The sequence below is a fragment of the Variovorax fucosicus genome, assembly GCF_030316825.1.
GTDB classification, from domain to species: Bacteria; Pseudomonadota; Gammaproteobacteria; order Burkholderiales; family Burkholderiaceae_C; genus Variovorax; species Variovorax fucosicus.
The window spans coordinates 744,544-758,222 of sequence record NZ_JASZYU010000001.1 but is presented as its reverse complement, the minus strand read 5'-3'; the positions used below and the strand labels follow the sequence as shown (position 1 = coordinate 758,222).

At 68.2% G+C, this 13,679-nt stretch carries 9 protein-coding genes; 8 read left to right on the top strand and 1 reads right to left on the bottom strand.

The window, feature by feature from the left end:
• The first annotated feature begins 12 nt into the window (after positions 1-12).
• Entirely contained in the window at positions 13-456 is a 444-nt protein-coding gene (locus QTI05_RS03510) for a hypothetical protein (protein WP_286622928.1), read from the top strand.
• Here the strand turns inward: QTI05_RS03510 and QTI05_RS03505 are convergent.
• Positions 453-1,667 (bottom strand): patatin-like phospholipase family protein, encoded by a 1,215-nt coding sequence (locus QTI05_RS03505; RefSeq protein WP_444812863.1) that lies wholly within the window; start codon positions 1,665-1,667, stop codon positions 453-455. The two genes, QTI05_RS03510 and QTI05_RS03505, sit on opposite strands and share 4 nt — an antisense overlap.
• A 41-nt stretch (positions 1,668-1,708) precedes the next feature.
• Between QTI05_RS03505 and apbC the strand changes: the two genes are divergently transcribed.
• The 7 genes from apbC (at position 1,709) to fdhD (ending at position 13,659) form a co-directional block, all read left to right on the top strand.
• Positions 1,709-2,800 (top strand): iron-sulfur cluster carrier protein ApbC, encoded by a 1,092-nt coding sequence (apbC, locus tag QTI05_RS03500; RefSeq protein WP_286622926.1) that lies wholly within the window; start codon positions 1,709-1,711, stop codon positions 2,798-2,800.
• A gap of 31 nt (positions 2,801-2,831) precedes the next feature.
• Positions 2,832-3,794 (top strand): LysR family transcriptional regulator, encoded by a 963-nt coding sequence (locus QTI05_RS03495; RefSeq protein ID WP_286622925.1) that lies wholly within the window; start codon positions 2,832-2,834, stop codon positions 3,792-3,794.
• A gap of 143 nt (positions 3,795-3,937) precedes the next feature.
• Positions 3,938-5,659 (top strand): OFA family MFS transporter, encoded by a 1,722-nt coding sequence (locus QTI05_RS03490; protein WP_286542004.1) that lies wholly within the window; start codon positions 3,938-3,940, stop codon positions 5,657-5,659.
• Positions 5,660-5,704: 45 nt separating this feature from the next.
• On the top strand, positions 5,705-7,537 hold the full coding sequence (locus QTI05_RS03485) for an NADH-ubiquinone oxidoreductase-F iron-sulfur binding region domain-containing protein (RefSeq protein WP_286622924.1): 1,833 nt from the start codon (positions 5,705-5,707) through the stop codon (positions 7,535-7,537).
• The gene (gene fdhF, locus QTI05_RS03480) at positions 7,534-10,401 is read left to right on the top strand and encodes a formate dehydrogenase subunit alpha (protein ID WP_286622923.1); all 2,868 of its coding nucleotides are present in this window, start codon (positions 7,534-7,536) and stop codon (positions 10,399-10,401) included. The genes QTI05_RS03485 and fdhF overlap by 4 nt, the downstream gene beginning before the upstream one ends.
• 58 nt (positions 10,402-10,459) lie before the next feature.
• The gene (locus QTI05_RS03475) at positions 10,460-12,784 is read left to right on the top strand and encodes an FdhF/YdeP family oxidoreductase (protein ID WP_286622922.1); all 2,325 of its coding nucleotides are present in this window, start codon (positions 10,460-10,462) and stop codon (positions 12,782-12,784) included.
• Positions 12,784-13,659: a formate dehydrogenase accessory sulfurtransferase FdhD gene (gene fdhD / locus QTI05_RS03470; RefSeq protein ID WP_286622921.1), complete on the top strand. Its 876-nt coding sequence runs from the start codon at positions 12,784-12,786 to the stop codon at positions 13,657-13,659. Before QTI05_RS03475 ends, fdhD begins: the two co-directional genes overlap by 1 nt.
• Positions 13,660-13,679 lie beyond the last annotated feature (20 nt).

Genomic DNA, 13,679 nt, shown 5'->3' with positions numbered 1-13,679 from the left:
GAGGAGCTCCCCATGCGCTGCACCCGTAGGCTTCTTGCTTCCATGGCCATGTCCGCCGTCGTTGCAGCTTCTGCACCGGCGCTGGCCGAGGACGCGCCGAGCACCGCTTTCGACGGCCTCTACAACGTCACGCTCACCTGTCCGCCGCACAACGAGGAAGACGATGCCAAGGGCTACGTGCACTACTTTCCGGCGGAAATCCGGCAGGGTGTGTTGCGTGGCACGCATGGCACCGAAGGGCAGCCGAGCTGGCACCTGCTCACCGGTACGGTTCCGGCCAACGGCGCGACCGTCCTGAAGCTCGATGGCATCGTCAGCAACCCGGCCTATGCGATCAACGGTGCCACCCGCGGCAAGCCCTACACCTATCGCGTGCGTGCCGCATTCGACACCAGCGGCGGCACCGGGCAGCGGCTCGGCAAGCGAAGGTGCGATTTCGTGTTCAAGCGTCGCTAGGCCGACGGCCGAGCCCATCCGAAGAACCGCATCACCTCGGCCCGTTGCCGCAACGCATCGGCGCGCCCGAGTGCCATCAGTTCGCGCGTGAAGGCGGTGTCGAACAGCAGGTAGCTCGCGAGCGCCGAGCCCTTGATGTCGGTGCCGCTGAGGCCTGCGCGCACTCCGAACAGGCGGCGCACGGCGCCGGGCAGGACGCCGACGTGGCGCGCGGCAATCACGTCGATGCGCTCCGAAGGCGCGATCACCAGCAGTTCCACCGGGCGCAGGCGGGACTGTGCGCGCAGCTCGGGCGGAATCAGCGTCAGCGTCTGGTTGATGCGGCGCAGCCGCTCGATATCGGCGGCGAGCGCATCCAGGAAGATGCTCGACATCGCGTGGCCGGCGATCTGCGCCAGCGTGGGGTAGCCGGTCATGGTGTTGGGGCCGGGGTCGGCCGGAGGCTCGTGCAGCCGGCCGGCACCGATCACCAGGATGCGCTCGGCGCCCAGGTGGATGGCCGGCGAGATCGGGGCGGACTGGCGCATCGAACCGTCGCCGAAGTATTCGGTATGGCCGTGGATCGGCAGCGCCGTGGCTGGAAACACGAACGGGATCGCCGAAGAGGCCATCAGGTGGTCGTGCGTGATGGAACCGGCCACCGCGATGCGCTGCGAGCGCACCCAGGGCTCCATCGGCAGCGCTGAATCGAAGAAGGTGAAGTGCTCGCCCGAGCTGTAGCTCGATGCCGTCACCGCCAGTGCCTGCACATGCCCTGCGGCCATGAGTCCGGGCAAGCGGTCGAGCGGCACCAGGCGCTGCAGCAGCGCGGCCAGCGGGCCGTTGTCGAGCAGCGAACGCGGGCGCATGCGAAGCCACCTGGCCAGCAGTTGGCCAACGCCCAGCAGCAAACGCATGCGGCCCATCGCGTCGAGCATGCCGAGCGCATCGGCGCGGTACACCTGCCCGGTGCTGAAGCCCTGCCAGACGTCCGCAATGCGGCGCACCGTGCCGTCGAAGTCGTCGGCACCACAGGCCAGCGCGGCGGCGTTGATGGCGCCGGCCGAGGTGCCGGTGATGATGGGAAAGGGGTTGGGCTGGTCGATTGCGCCGGCTTCGCGACGCAGGTCGGCGATCGCCTCCAGCACCCCGACCTGGTACGCCGCGCGGGCGCCGCCGCCCGTCAGGAGCAGTCCGGTGGCTGACAATGGGACGGGGCGCGGCGAGGGCATACCTGGGCCACTAGACTACCCGCCACTCAGGAGTTTGATCAATGGCAGTTACCCAAGAGGCAGTGATGGGCGCGCTCGGCGCCGTCGTCGACCCGAACACCGGCCGCGACTTCGTCGCCAGCAAGGCGCTGAAGAACGTGCAAATCGCCGACGGTGACGTGTCGTTCGAACTCGAACTCGGCTACCCCGCCCGAAGCCAGCACCCCGCACTGCGCAAGGCGCTGGTGGCGGCGGCCCGTACCGTGCCGGGCGTGAGCAACGTGTCGGTCAACATCACGACCAGGGTCACGAGCCATGCCGTGCAGCGCGGCGTCCAGTTGCTGCCCAACGTCAAGAACATCATCGCCGTGGCCTCGGGCAAGGGCGGTGTGGGCAAGAGCACCACGGCCGCCAACCTCGCGCTGGCCCTCGCGGCCGAGGGCGCAGCCGTTGGCCTGCTCGACGCCGACATCTACGGCCCGAGCCAGCCGATGATGCTGGGCATCGACCGGCGGCCGGAGAGCGAGGACGGCAAGACCATGGAGCCGCTCGAAAACCATGGCGTGCAGGTCATGTCGATCGGCTTCCTGGTCGACCAGGACGAGGCCATGATCTGGCGCGGACCCATGGCCACCCAGGCGCTGGAGCAGTTGCTGCGCCAGACCAACTGGAAGGATCTCGACTACCTGATCGTCGACATGCCGCCGGGCACCGGCGACATCCAGCTCACGCTGAGCCAGCGCGTGCCGATGACGGGCGCGGTGATCGTCACCACGCCGCAGGACATCGCGCTGCTCGACGCCAGGAAGGGCATCAAGATGTTCGAGAAGGTCGGCGTGCCGATCCTCGGCATCGTCGAGAACATGGCGGTCCACATCTGCTCCAACTGCGGCCACGTGGAGCACATCTTCGGCGCCGACGGCGGCAAGAAGATGGCCGAGCAATACAGCATGGCCTACCTTGGCGCGCTGCCGCTGGACATCAACATCCGGCTGCAGGCCGACAGCGGCAAGCCGACCGTGGTGGCCGACCCCGACGGCGCGGTGGCCGGCATCTACAAGAGCATCGCCCGCAGCGTGGCGGTGGGCATCGCGGAGAAGGCGAAGGACTTCTCGGCGAAGTTCCCGACCATCACGGTCAGCAAGAACACTTAAGAGGAATGGGCCCCACTCTCCGCATTGCGCGATGAACGTCCTGGCGTCGATGCGCTACCTGGTGGCGCTCAACGAGCATCGCCATTTCGGCCGTGCGGCGCTGGCGTCGCACATCACCCAGCCGGCGCTGTCGAACGCGCTGCGGGCGCTGGAGGCGGAATTCGGCGTGCTCATCGTCAAGCGCGGGCGCGCCTTTGCCGGCCTCACGGTCGAAGGCGAAGCGGTGCTCGCCACCGCGCAGCGCATGCTGCACGAGCAGGAGCTGCTGCGGCAGCGCCTGCGCAGCGAAGTCGGCCAGCCGAGCGGGCGTCTGCGCCTGGCGGCGGTTCCCACCGCGATGACGATCCTGTCCAGCTTCGCCATCGAGCTGCAGATGCGGCATCCGGGCATTGCGCCCACCGTGGTCTCGCTCAGCTCGCTCGAGATCGAGACGGCGCTCGACAGCATGTCGGTCGACCTGGCGCTCGGCTACATCGACCGCACGCGCGTGCGCAGCGTGAGCCTGACGTCGTGGCCGCAATGCACGGAGCTGTACTACCTGGTTCAACGGGCCACGCCGGTGCGGGGCGGCGCCAACCTGCGCTTCGGCCCGCCGATCGAATGGGCCGAAGCGGCCACGCTGCCGCTGTGCCTGCTGACGCCTGACATGCACAACCGCGCGATCGTCGACCGCGCCTTCAAGTCGGCCGGCCTGGGGATCACGGCGGCCATGGAGACCAACTCGATCCACACCTTGGCCAGCAGCGTGGGTGCGGGTGCGCTGGCGAGCGTGTTGCCCGGTGCTGCGCTCGAGCTGCTGCGCGCCGACGGGGCATTCGAGGCGCGGCCGCTGGTGGCACCCCTGCTGCGCACGCCGCTGGGATTCATGACCTATGCCAGCGACCGGGTCTCGCGTGCGCTGGAGGCGGCCATCGAACTCCTGCAAAGCGAAGCCTGGCTGCGGCAGTTGAACCGCCTGGTCGAGGCGCCGCCAGCGCCAGCCGCCTCAAACTGAGGTCCTTCGCATTCATTTCCAAATTGAATTGGGGTATGTCCCGATCTGATTGGAAGCAATTTGTCACGAATCGTAGACTGCGCCGGCGCCGGTGAGGGATACCCGGCAGTTTTCGACGACCAACGACAAATTTGAGGAGTGCCATGGCCGAAACATCTTCCGGAGCTGTGTACAACGAGTCCATCGCGATTCCGGGCCATCTGCCCGGCGGTGGCAGCCCTGCCGCTGGTGCGGCACCGGGCTGGCTCGACAAGGAGCGCATCATCGCGGGCACCGGCTTCAACCGCTGGCTGGTGCCGCCCGCCGCGCTCGCGATCCACCTGTGCATCGGCATGGCCTACGGCTTCTCGGTGTTCTGGCTGCCGCTGTCCAAGGCCTTGTCGACCGCAGGCAACGGTGCCGTGGCTTGCGCCAAGGACATGAGCTTCTTCGCCGAGCTGTTCGCCAGCGGCTGCGACTGGCGCATTGCCACGCTGGGCTGGATGTACACGCTGTTCTTCGTGTTCCTCGGCTGCTCGGCTGCCATCTGGGGCGGCTGGCTCGAACGCGTCGGCCCGCGCAAGGCCGGCGTGGTCAGCGCGCTGTGCTGGTGCGGCGGCATGCTGTTCTCGGCGCTCGGCATCTACACCCACCAGTTCTGGATGATGATCCTCGGCTCGGGCGTGATCGGGGGCATCGGGCTGGGCCTGGGCTACATCTCGCCGGTGTCGACGCTGATCAAGTGGTTTCCCGATCGCCGCGGCATGGCGACCGGCATGGCCATCATGGGCTTCGGCGGCGGCGCGATGATCGGCTCGCCGCTGGCAGTCGACCTGATGAAGACCTTTGCCACGCCCACCAGCGTCGGCGTGCTGCAGGCCTTCGTGGTCATGGCCATCGTCTACTTCGTCTTCATGATGGCCGGCGCGCTCGGCTACCGCGTGCCGCCGACCGGCTGGAAGCCCGAAGGCTGGACGCCGCCCCCGGCGGCCGCCAACGCGATGATCACGCAGCGCCACGTGCACGTGAAGAAGGTCTGGGGCATTCCCCAGTTCTGGCTGCTGTGGGTCGTGCTGTGCATGAACGTCAGCGCCGGCATCGGCGTGATCGGCATGGCCAGCCCGATGCTGCAGGAAGTGTTCGGCGGCGCGCTGATCGACGTGCCGAAGAAGTTCGGCGAACTCGACAAGACCCAACTCGCCGCCATTGCGGGCGTGGCCGGCGGCTTTACCGCGTTGCTGAGCCTGTTCAACATCGGCGGCCGATTCTTCTGGGCCAGCCTGTCCGACAAGCTCGGCCGGAGGCTCACCTACGTGGTGTTCTTCGTGCTGGGCGGCGTGCTTTACTTCAGCATTCCCTCGTCGGCTGGCGCCGGCAGCAAGCTGCTGTTCGTGGGTGCGTTCTGCATCATCCTCTCGATGTACGGCGGCGGCTTCGCGACCATTCCGGCCTACCTGGCCGACCTGTTCGGCACCCAGTTCGTCGGCGCCATTCACGGCCGGCTGCTCACGGCGTGGGCCACGGCGGGCATTCTCGGGCCGGTGGTGGTCAACTACATGCGCGAGTACCAGCTGGGTCTCGGCATTCCGCGCGAGCAGGTGTACAACCAGACCATGTACATCCTGGTCGGCATGCTGGTGATCGGGCTCATTGCCAATCTGATGGTGCGTCCGCTGGCCGACAAGTGGTTCATGAGCGATGCCGAGCTGGCCGAAGAAAAGCGCCTGGCGCACGAGAAGGCATCGGCCTCCGAAGTGGGCGCCGGCTCGGGTCGCTCCGACACTGTCAGTCCGCTGGTCGTTGCGCTGGCGTGGGCGGCGGTCGGCATTCCGTTGGCATGGGGCGTGTACCGCACCTTGATCAGCGCCGCGAAATTTTTCACTTGATTCCCCGGCGGCAAGACAAGCCGCCTGCACCGAAGGCCGAGGCAAATGAACTACCCAGGCACAGCGGAAGCAATCCAGGCGGTGCCGCTCGCCACCGCCGACGAACTGCGGGATCGCATCCGCAAGAAGAGCAAGCTCAAGGGGCGCCAGCCTGAAGCTGCGTCGCTTGAGCAGGTGTGCGCGCTGATCGGGCCGCGCCCCGAGGGCGGCCATCGGGGCGATCTGCTGATCGAGTACCTGCACCGGCTCAACGACGCGCATGGCGCGCTGCACGACCATCACCTGGTGGCGCTGGCGCGCGAGATGAACATCCCGATGGCGCAGGTGTACGAGGTCGCGACCTTCTATCACCACTTCGAGATCGTGCGCGGCGGCGATGCGGCGCCCGGCCTCGCGGTGCGCGTGTGCGACGGGCTGGCCTGCGAGTTGGCCGGCGCGCAGGATCTGCTGGCGCGGCTGCCGGCGCTGCTCGGTGCGCAAGGCCGAGGCGACGTGCGCGTGATCGCGGCGCCGTGCATCGGCCGCTGCGAGCAGGCACCGGCTGCGCTGGTGCACCAGCAGGCGGTGCCGTGTGCCACGGCCGAGAAGCTGCTGCATGCCGTGGGATCCACGCAAGACGAAGCTGCAACGCCCGGCCGGCCGGCACGAGAGCATGTCAATTTCATTCCATCCGACTTTGCGCAGCGCAGCGTGTCGCCGTCGACTGGAGCGATCGAGGCGGTGCCCGCTTTCACCGACTACGCCACCTACCGCGCCCATGGCGGCTACGCGCTGGCTGCGGCGATGGTCAACGGCGAGGAAGATGTCGAAGCCCTGATCCGCGCGATGGAAGACTCGGGCCTGCGCGGCCTCGGCGGCGCAGGCTTTCCGGCCGGCCGCAAGTGGCGCATCGTGCGCGACCAGCCGGCGCCCAGGCTCATGGCCGTCAACATCGACGAGGGCGAGCCCGGTACCTTCAAGGATCGCACCTGGCTCGAGCGTGACCCGCACCGCTTTCTGGAAGGGCTGCTGATTGCGGCCCAGGTGGTCGGCACCGAGGCCTGCTACATCTACCTGCGCGACGAATACCACGACTGCCGCCGCCTGCTCGAGGCCGAACTGGCCGCACTCCAGGCCGACCCGCCGTGCGTGCTGCCGCGCATCGAGCTGCGCCGTGGCGCCGGTGCCTACATCTGCGGAGAAGAGTCCGCGATGATCGAAAGCATCGAAGGCAAGCGCGGCGAGCCCCGCATGCGCCCGCCCTACATCGCGCAGGTCGGCCTGTTCGGCCGGCCTACGCTGGAGCACAACTTCGAGACGCTGTACTGGGTGCGCGACATCGTCGAGAAGGGCCCGCAATGGTTCAGCGGCTTCGGCCGCCACGGCCGCAAGGGGCTGCGGTCTTTCAGCGTCAGCGGCCGCGTGAAGCAGCCGGGCGTCAAGCTCGCGCCGGCCGGCATCACGGTGCAGGAACTCATCGACGAATACTGCGGCGGCATGCTCGACGGGCACACTCTGTACGCCTACCTGCCCGGCGGCGCGTCCGGCGGTATCCTGCCGGCCGCACTGAACGACATCCCGCTCGATTTCGACACCTTGCAGCCGCACGGCTGCTTCATCGGCTCGGCCGCCGTGATGGTGCTGAGCCAGCACGACCGCGCGCGTGACGCGGCGCTGAACGTGATGCGCTTCTTCGAACACGAAAGCTGCGGCCAGTGCACCCCGTGCCGGGTCGGCACGGCCAAGGCCGCGGCGCTGATGCAGGCGCCGGTGTGGGACGAGGCCACGCTCGAAGACCTGGCGCAGGTGATGGAAGACGCCTCCATCTGCGGCCTGGGCCAGGCCGCGCCCAATCCGATCCGCAGCATCCGCAAGTACTTTGCACAGGAGGTGCAATGAACGCGCCGACGCACCTTGCCGAACTGATGCCGCAGACCGTCGCGTTCACGCTCGACGGCCGCGCGCTGGAAGCCTTCGAAGGCGAAACGATCTTCAAGGCGGCCGAGCGCCATGGCGTCGACATTCCGCACCTTTGCTACACCGACGGCCTGCGTGCCGACGGCAACTGCCGCGCCTGCGTGGTCGAGGTGAAGGGCGAGCGCACGCTGGCGCCCAGCTGCTGCCGCAACGTGACGGCCGGCATGGAGGTGAAGGCGACCAGCGAACGCGCATTGAAGAGCCAGCGCATGGTGGTCGAGATGCTGCTGTCCGACATGCCCGACGCGGGCTACAAGTGGATTGGCGACGATGCGACGCGCCCGCATGGCGAGCTCAGCGAATGGGCCGGCAAGCTCGATGTTGCCGTGCGCCCCGCACTCAAGGCCCTGCGCCGGGAGCAACCCGCGGCCGACATCTCGCACCCTGCGATGGCCGTGAACCTCGACGCCTGCATCCAGTGCAACCGCTGCGTGCGCGCCTGCCGCGAGGAACAGGTCAACGACGTGATCGGCTACGCCATGCGCGGCGAACACAGCAAGATCGTGTTCGACCTCGACGACGCGATGGGCGACAGCACCTGCGTGGCCTGCGGCGAATGCGTGCAGGCCTGCCCGACCGGCGCGCTCATGCCCAAGAGCCACATCGGCTCGCAGCAGGTCGACCGCAAGGTCGACTCGGTCTGTCCTTTCTGCGGGGTCGGCTGCCTGATCACCTACAACGTGAAGGACGAGAAGATCGTCAGCGTCGACGGCCGCGACGGCCCGGCCAATCACAGCCGCCTGTGCGTCAAGGGCCGCTTCGGTTTCGACTACGCGCACCATCCGCAGCGCCTCACCCAGCCATTGATCCGCCGCCCCGGCGTGCCCAAGAACCTCGACGCACCGCGCCCCGGCGACTGGCGCGAGGCATTCCGCGAAGCGACCTGGGACGAGGCCCTGGCGCTCGCTGCCGGCAAGCTCAAGGACTTGCGCGACACGCACGGCAAGAAGGCGCTGGCCGGCTTCGGCTCGGCCAAGGGCAGCAACGAAGAGGCCTATCTGTTCCAGAAGCTGGTGCGCACCGGCTTCGGCAGCAACAACGTCGACCACTGCACGCGCCTGTGCCACGCATCGAGCGTGGCCGCCTTGCTCGAAGGCGTGGGCTCGGGGGCGGTGAGCAACCAGGTCAACGACGTGGCGCATGCCGAGCTGATCTTCGTCATCGGCTCCAACCCGACTGCCAACCATCCGGTGGCCGCGACCTGGATGAAGAACGCCGCCAGGCGCGGCGCGAAGATCGTGCTGGCCGACCCGCGCCGCACCGACCTCAGCACCCACGCCTGGCGCACGCTGCAGTTCAAGGCCGACACCGACGTCGCCATGCTCAACGCGCTGATCCACGCGGTGATCGACGAAGGCCTGGTCGACGAGGCCTTCGTGCGGGATCGGGCCAGCAACTACGAAGCGCTGCGCGAGAACGTCAAGGGCTACAGCCCCGAAGCCATGGCGCCGATCTGCGGCGTGCCGGCCGAAACGCTGCGCGAAGTGGCGCGTGCGTTCGCCACCGCGAAGGGCGCGATGGTGCTCTGGGGCATGGGCATCAGCCAGCACGTGCACGGCACCGACAACGCACGCTGCCTGATCGCGCTGGTGACCGTCACCGGCCAGATCGGCAAGCCCGGGTCGGGCCTGCATCCGCTGCGCGGACAGAACAACGTACAGGGCGCGAGCGACGCGGGCCTGATCCCGATGATGTTTCCCAACTACCAGCGCGTCGACAACGCCGGCGCGCACGCGTGGTTCGAAGACTTTTGGGGCATGCCGCTCGACGACAAGCCGGGCTACACCGTCGTGGAGATCATGCACAAGGCACTGGCGCCCGACGACGATCCGCACAAGATCCGCGGCATGTACATCATGGGCGAGAACCCGGCCATGAGCGACCCCGACCTGAACCATGCGCGCCATGCGCTGGCCAGCCTCGAACACCTGGTGGTGCAGGACATCTTCATGACCGAAACGGCCTGGCTGGCCGATGTGGTGCTGCCGGCCAGTGCCTGGCCCGAGAAGACCGGCACCGTGAGCAACACCGACCGCATGGTGCAGCTCGGCAAGCGGGCCCTGAACGCGCCGGGCGAGGCCAAGCCCGACCTCTGGATCATCCAGCAGCTGGCAAGACGGATGGGCCTCCCCTGGCACTACGAAGGCGAGGAGTCGGGCGTCGCCGCTGTCTACGAGGAGATGCGCCAGGCCATGCATGCGGCCATCGCCGGCATCACCTGGGAGCGCCTGCAGCGCGAGTCGAGCGTGACCTATCCGTGCCTGAGCGCCGAAGATCCGGGCCAGCCGACGGTGTTCATCGAGCGCTTTCCCACGGCCACCGGCCGCGTCAGGCTGGTGCCGGCCGACATCATTCCGGCGAACGAGCGGCCCGATGCCGAGTACCCGTTCGTGCTGATCACCGGCCGGCAGCTCGAGCACTGGCACACCGGCAGCATGACGCGCCGCACCACCGTGCTCGATGCGCTCGAACCCATGGCCACGGCGTCGATGAACCAGGCCAGCCTGGAAGCACTCGGCCTGCAGCCCGGCGATGTCATCACGATCCAGTCGCGCCGCGGGGAGGTGGCGATCCACGTGCGGCGCGACGACGGCACGCCGACCGGCGCGGTGTTCGTGCCCTTCGCCTACTACGAGGCGGCGGCCAACCTGATGACCAACGCCGCGCTCGACCCCTTCGGCAAGATCCCGGAGTTCAAGTACTGCGCGGTGCGCATCGCGCGCGGCGGCACGCCCGTGGCGGCAGCGGGGTATGGCACAGGCGCGGTCGCCTCATTTTCTTTTTGAATCGGGGCATACCCCGATTCAATTTGACCCGGCGGCGGGCCACCCCAACACTGCCCGCATGGCAGACCAGAAGATCGAGTTCTACAAGGGCCCCGCGGGCGGCTGGGGCGCGCTGCGCAGCGTGACGAATGCGCTGCTGCGGCAGGACATCCCGGTCAAGGGTGCGAAGACGCTGTTGTCGGCCAACCAGCCCGACGGTTTCGATTGCCCGGGCTGCGCCTGGCCGGATCGCAACCACGCCTCCAGCTTCGAGTTCTGCGAGAACGGCGTGAAGGCGGTGGCGGCGGAAGCCACCGCGCGCCGCGCCGACCCCGCGCTGTTCGCGAAACACACCGTGGCCGAGTTGATGGCCAAGAGCGATTTCTGGCTCGAAGACCAGGGCCGGCTCACGCATCCGATGGTGTATGACGCGGCCAGCGACAAGTACGTCGCCATCGAATGGGACGATGCCTTCGCGCTGATCGCAAAGCACCTCAATGCCTTGCCCGACCCGAACCGCGCGATCTTCTACACCTCGGGCCGGGCCAGCAACGAGGCTGCGTTCCTGTACCAGCTGTTCGTGCGCGAGTACGGCACAAACAACTTCCCCGACTGTTCGAACATGTGCCACGAGCCCAGTGGCAGCGGCATGCGGCCGCAGTTCGGCGTCGGCAAGGGCACGGTGACGCTGGACGATTTCGAGAAGGCCGATGCCATCTTCATCTTCGGCCAGAACCCCGGCACCAACCACCCGCGCATGCTGGGCGAGCTGCGCGCGGCGCACAAGCGTGGCGCGCGCATCGTGAGCTTCAACCCGCTGCGCGAGCGCGGCCTGGAACGCTTCGCCGATCCGCAGGACAAGCTCGAGATGGCCACGCTCGGCTCCACGCCGATCAGCACGCACTACTTTCAGCTGCGCGTGGGCGGTGATTTCGCGCTCGTCAAGGGCATGATGAAGCATCTGCTCGAGCGCGAGGACGCGGGCGAGCAGATGCTCGACCATGACTTCATCGCCACGCACACCAGCGGCTTCGAGGCGCTGGAGGCCGATTTGCGCGCCGAGTCGTGGAGCGTGCTGGTGCAGGAGTCCGGCCTGGCCGAAGCGCAGATCCGCGAGGCCGCCGACATCTACCGCAACGCTCCTGCCGTGATCGCATGCTGGGGCATGGGCATCACGCAGCACCAGAACTCGGTCGCCACGATCCAGATGATCGGCAACCTGCTGCTCATGCGCGGCAATGTCGGTCGCCCGGGCGCCGGCCCGTGCCCCGTGCGCGGCCACAGCAACGTGCAGGGCGACCGCACCATGGGCATCTGGGAGAAGCCGCCGACGGCACTGCTCGACCGCCTGCAGCGGGTGTTCGGCTTCGAGCCGCCACGCGCGCACGGTTGGGACACGGTCAGCTCCATTCAGGCCATGCTGGACGGCAAGGGCAAGGTCTTTTTCGCGCTCGGCGGCAACTTCGCCGCGGCCACGCCCGACACCTACGAGACCTGGAAGGCGCTGCGCCAGTGCGATCTGACGGTGCACGTCACCACCAAGCTGAATCGCAGCCATGTGGTGCATGGGCGCGAGGCGCTGATCCTGCCGTGCCTCGGCCGCACCGAGATCGACATGCAGGCCGGTGGCGTGCAGGGCGTGACGGTGGAAGACTCGATGAGCATGGTGCACCTGTCGCACGGCATGAACGCGCCGGCCTCGCCGCAACTGCTGTCGGAGCCGGCCATCGTGGCGCGGCTCGCGGCGGCCACCATCGGCCACCGGAGCAAGACACCCTGGCTCTGGCTGATCGAGGACTACAGCCGCATCCGCGACAAGATCGAAGCGGTGTTCGACGACTTCAAGGACTTCAACGCGCGCGTCGCGGTGCCGGGCGGCTTCCGCCTGCGCAACACGGCGAGCGAGCGGGTGTGGAACACGGCGTCGAAGAAGGCCGGTTTCTTCGCGCATCCGGTGCCGGTGGACACGCCTTCGCATCGGGCCCGCGCCCGCCTGCGCGACACGGTGGTGTTCACCCTGCTCACGACGCGTTCGCACGACCAGTACAACACCACCATCTACGGCCATGACGACCGCTATCGTGGTGTGTTCGGCCAGCGGCGCGTGGTGTTCATCCACGCCGAGGACATCAAGGCGCTCGGCATGAAGGACGGCGACTGGGTCGACATCAAGACCGTGTGGGACGATGGGCACGAGCGCCGCGCCGACAGGTTCAAGCTGGTGGCCTACAACATCCCGCGCGGCAACCTCGCGGCCTACTACCCCGAGACCAATCCGCTGGTGCCGCTGGCGTCGGTGGCGCTCGATGCGGGCACGCCGGCCTCCAAGTCGATCCCGGTGGTGCTGGTGCCGCATGCGGTGCCGGCCGCAGCGCCGGCCGCGGCCGACGTTGCGCTGGCCTGATGCAACTCGATCTCGAACTCGCCCTGCCGCCGCCGTTGGCACGACTGGACGTGCGCGGGTTCGGCGAGCCGGCGGCGCCTACATCCGGCCGCCTGCGCGAAGACACGCTGGCCGCCGAGGTGCCGGTGGCATTGGTGTTCAACGGCGTCTCGCACGCCGTGATGATGGCCACGCCGCAAGACCTGGAAGCGTTTGCGCTCGGCTTCGCACTGAGCGAAGGCATCCTCGACCATGCGCGCGACTGCCATGACATCGAGGTCCGAACGCTCGACGCGCAGCAAGCCTCGCTGCCCGAAGGTGTGTCGGCCATCGAGGTCGAACTGACGATTTCCACCCGCAGCTTCGAGCGGCTCAAGGGCCGCCGCCGCAGCATGGCGGGGCGCACCGGCTGCGGAGTATGTGGCGTTGAGAGCTTCGCCGGGCTCGATCTGGATCTGGCCCCGGTCGCGCCGCGCGGCTGGATCGGCCGTGTCGACGCGCCGACCGTGCTGCGCGCCTTTGCGGCGCTGCCCGCGCGCCAGTTGCTCAATGCCTCGGCCGGTGCGATCCACGCCGCCGGCTGGGCCACGCCCGACGGCACGCTCACCGATGTGCTCGAAGACATCGGCCGCCATAACGCGCTCGACAAGCTGCTCGGCACGCTGGCGCGCAGCGGCCGGCTCACCGAGCCTGGCTTCGTGGTGATGACCAGCCGTGGCAGCCACGAACTCGTGCGCAAGTGCGCGCGGCTGGGCGTCGCCGCGCTCGCCACGATTTCGGCACCGACCGCCATGGGCGTGCGCATGGCCGAACTCGCCGGCCTGCGCCTGTGGGGCCTGTGCCGCGCGCCGCAGGCGGTGCTGTACGCGCCGGGCTGGATCGCACGCCCGGCTTGATCGCTGGCTGCCCGATCCCT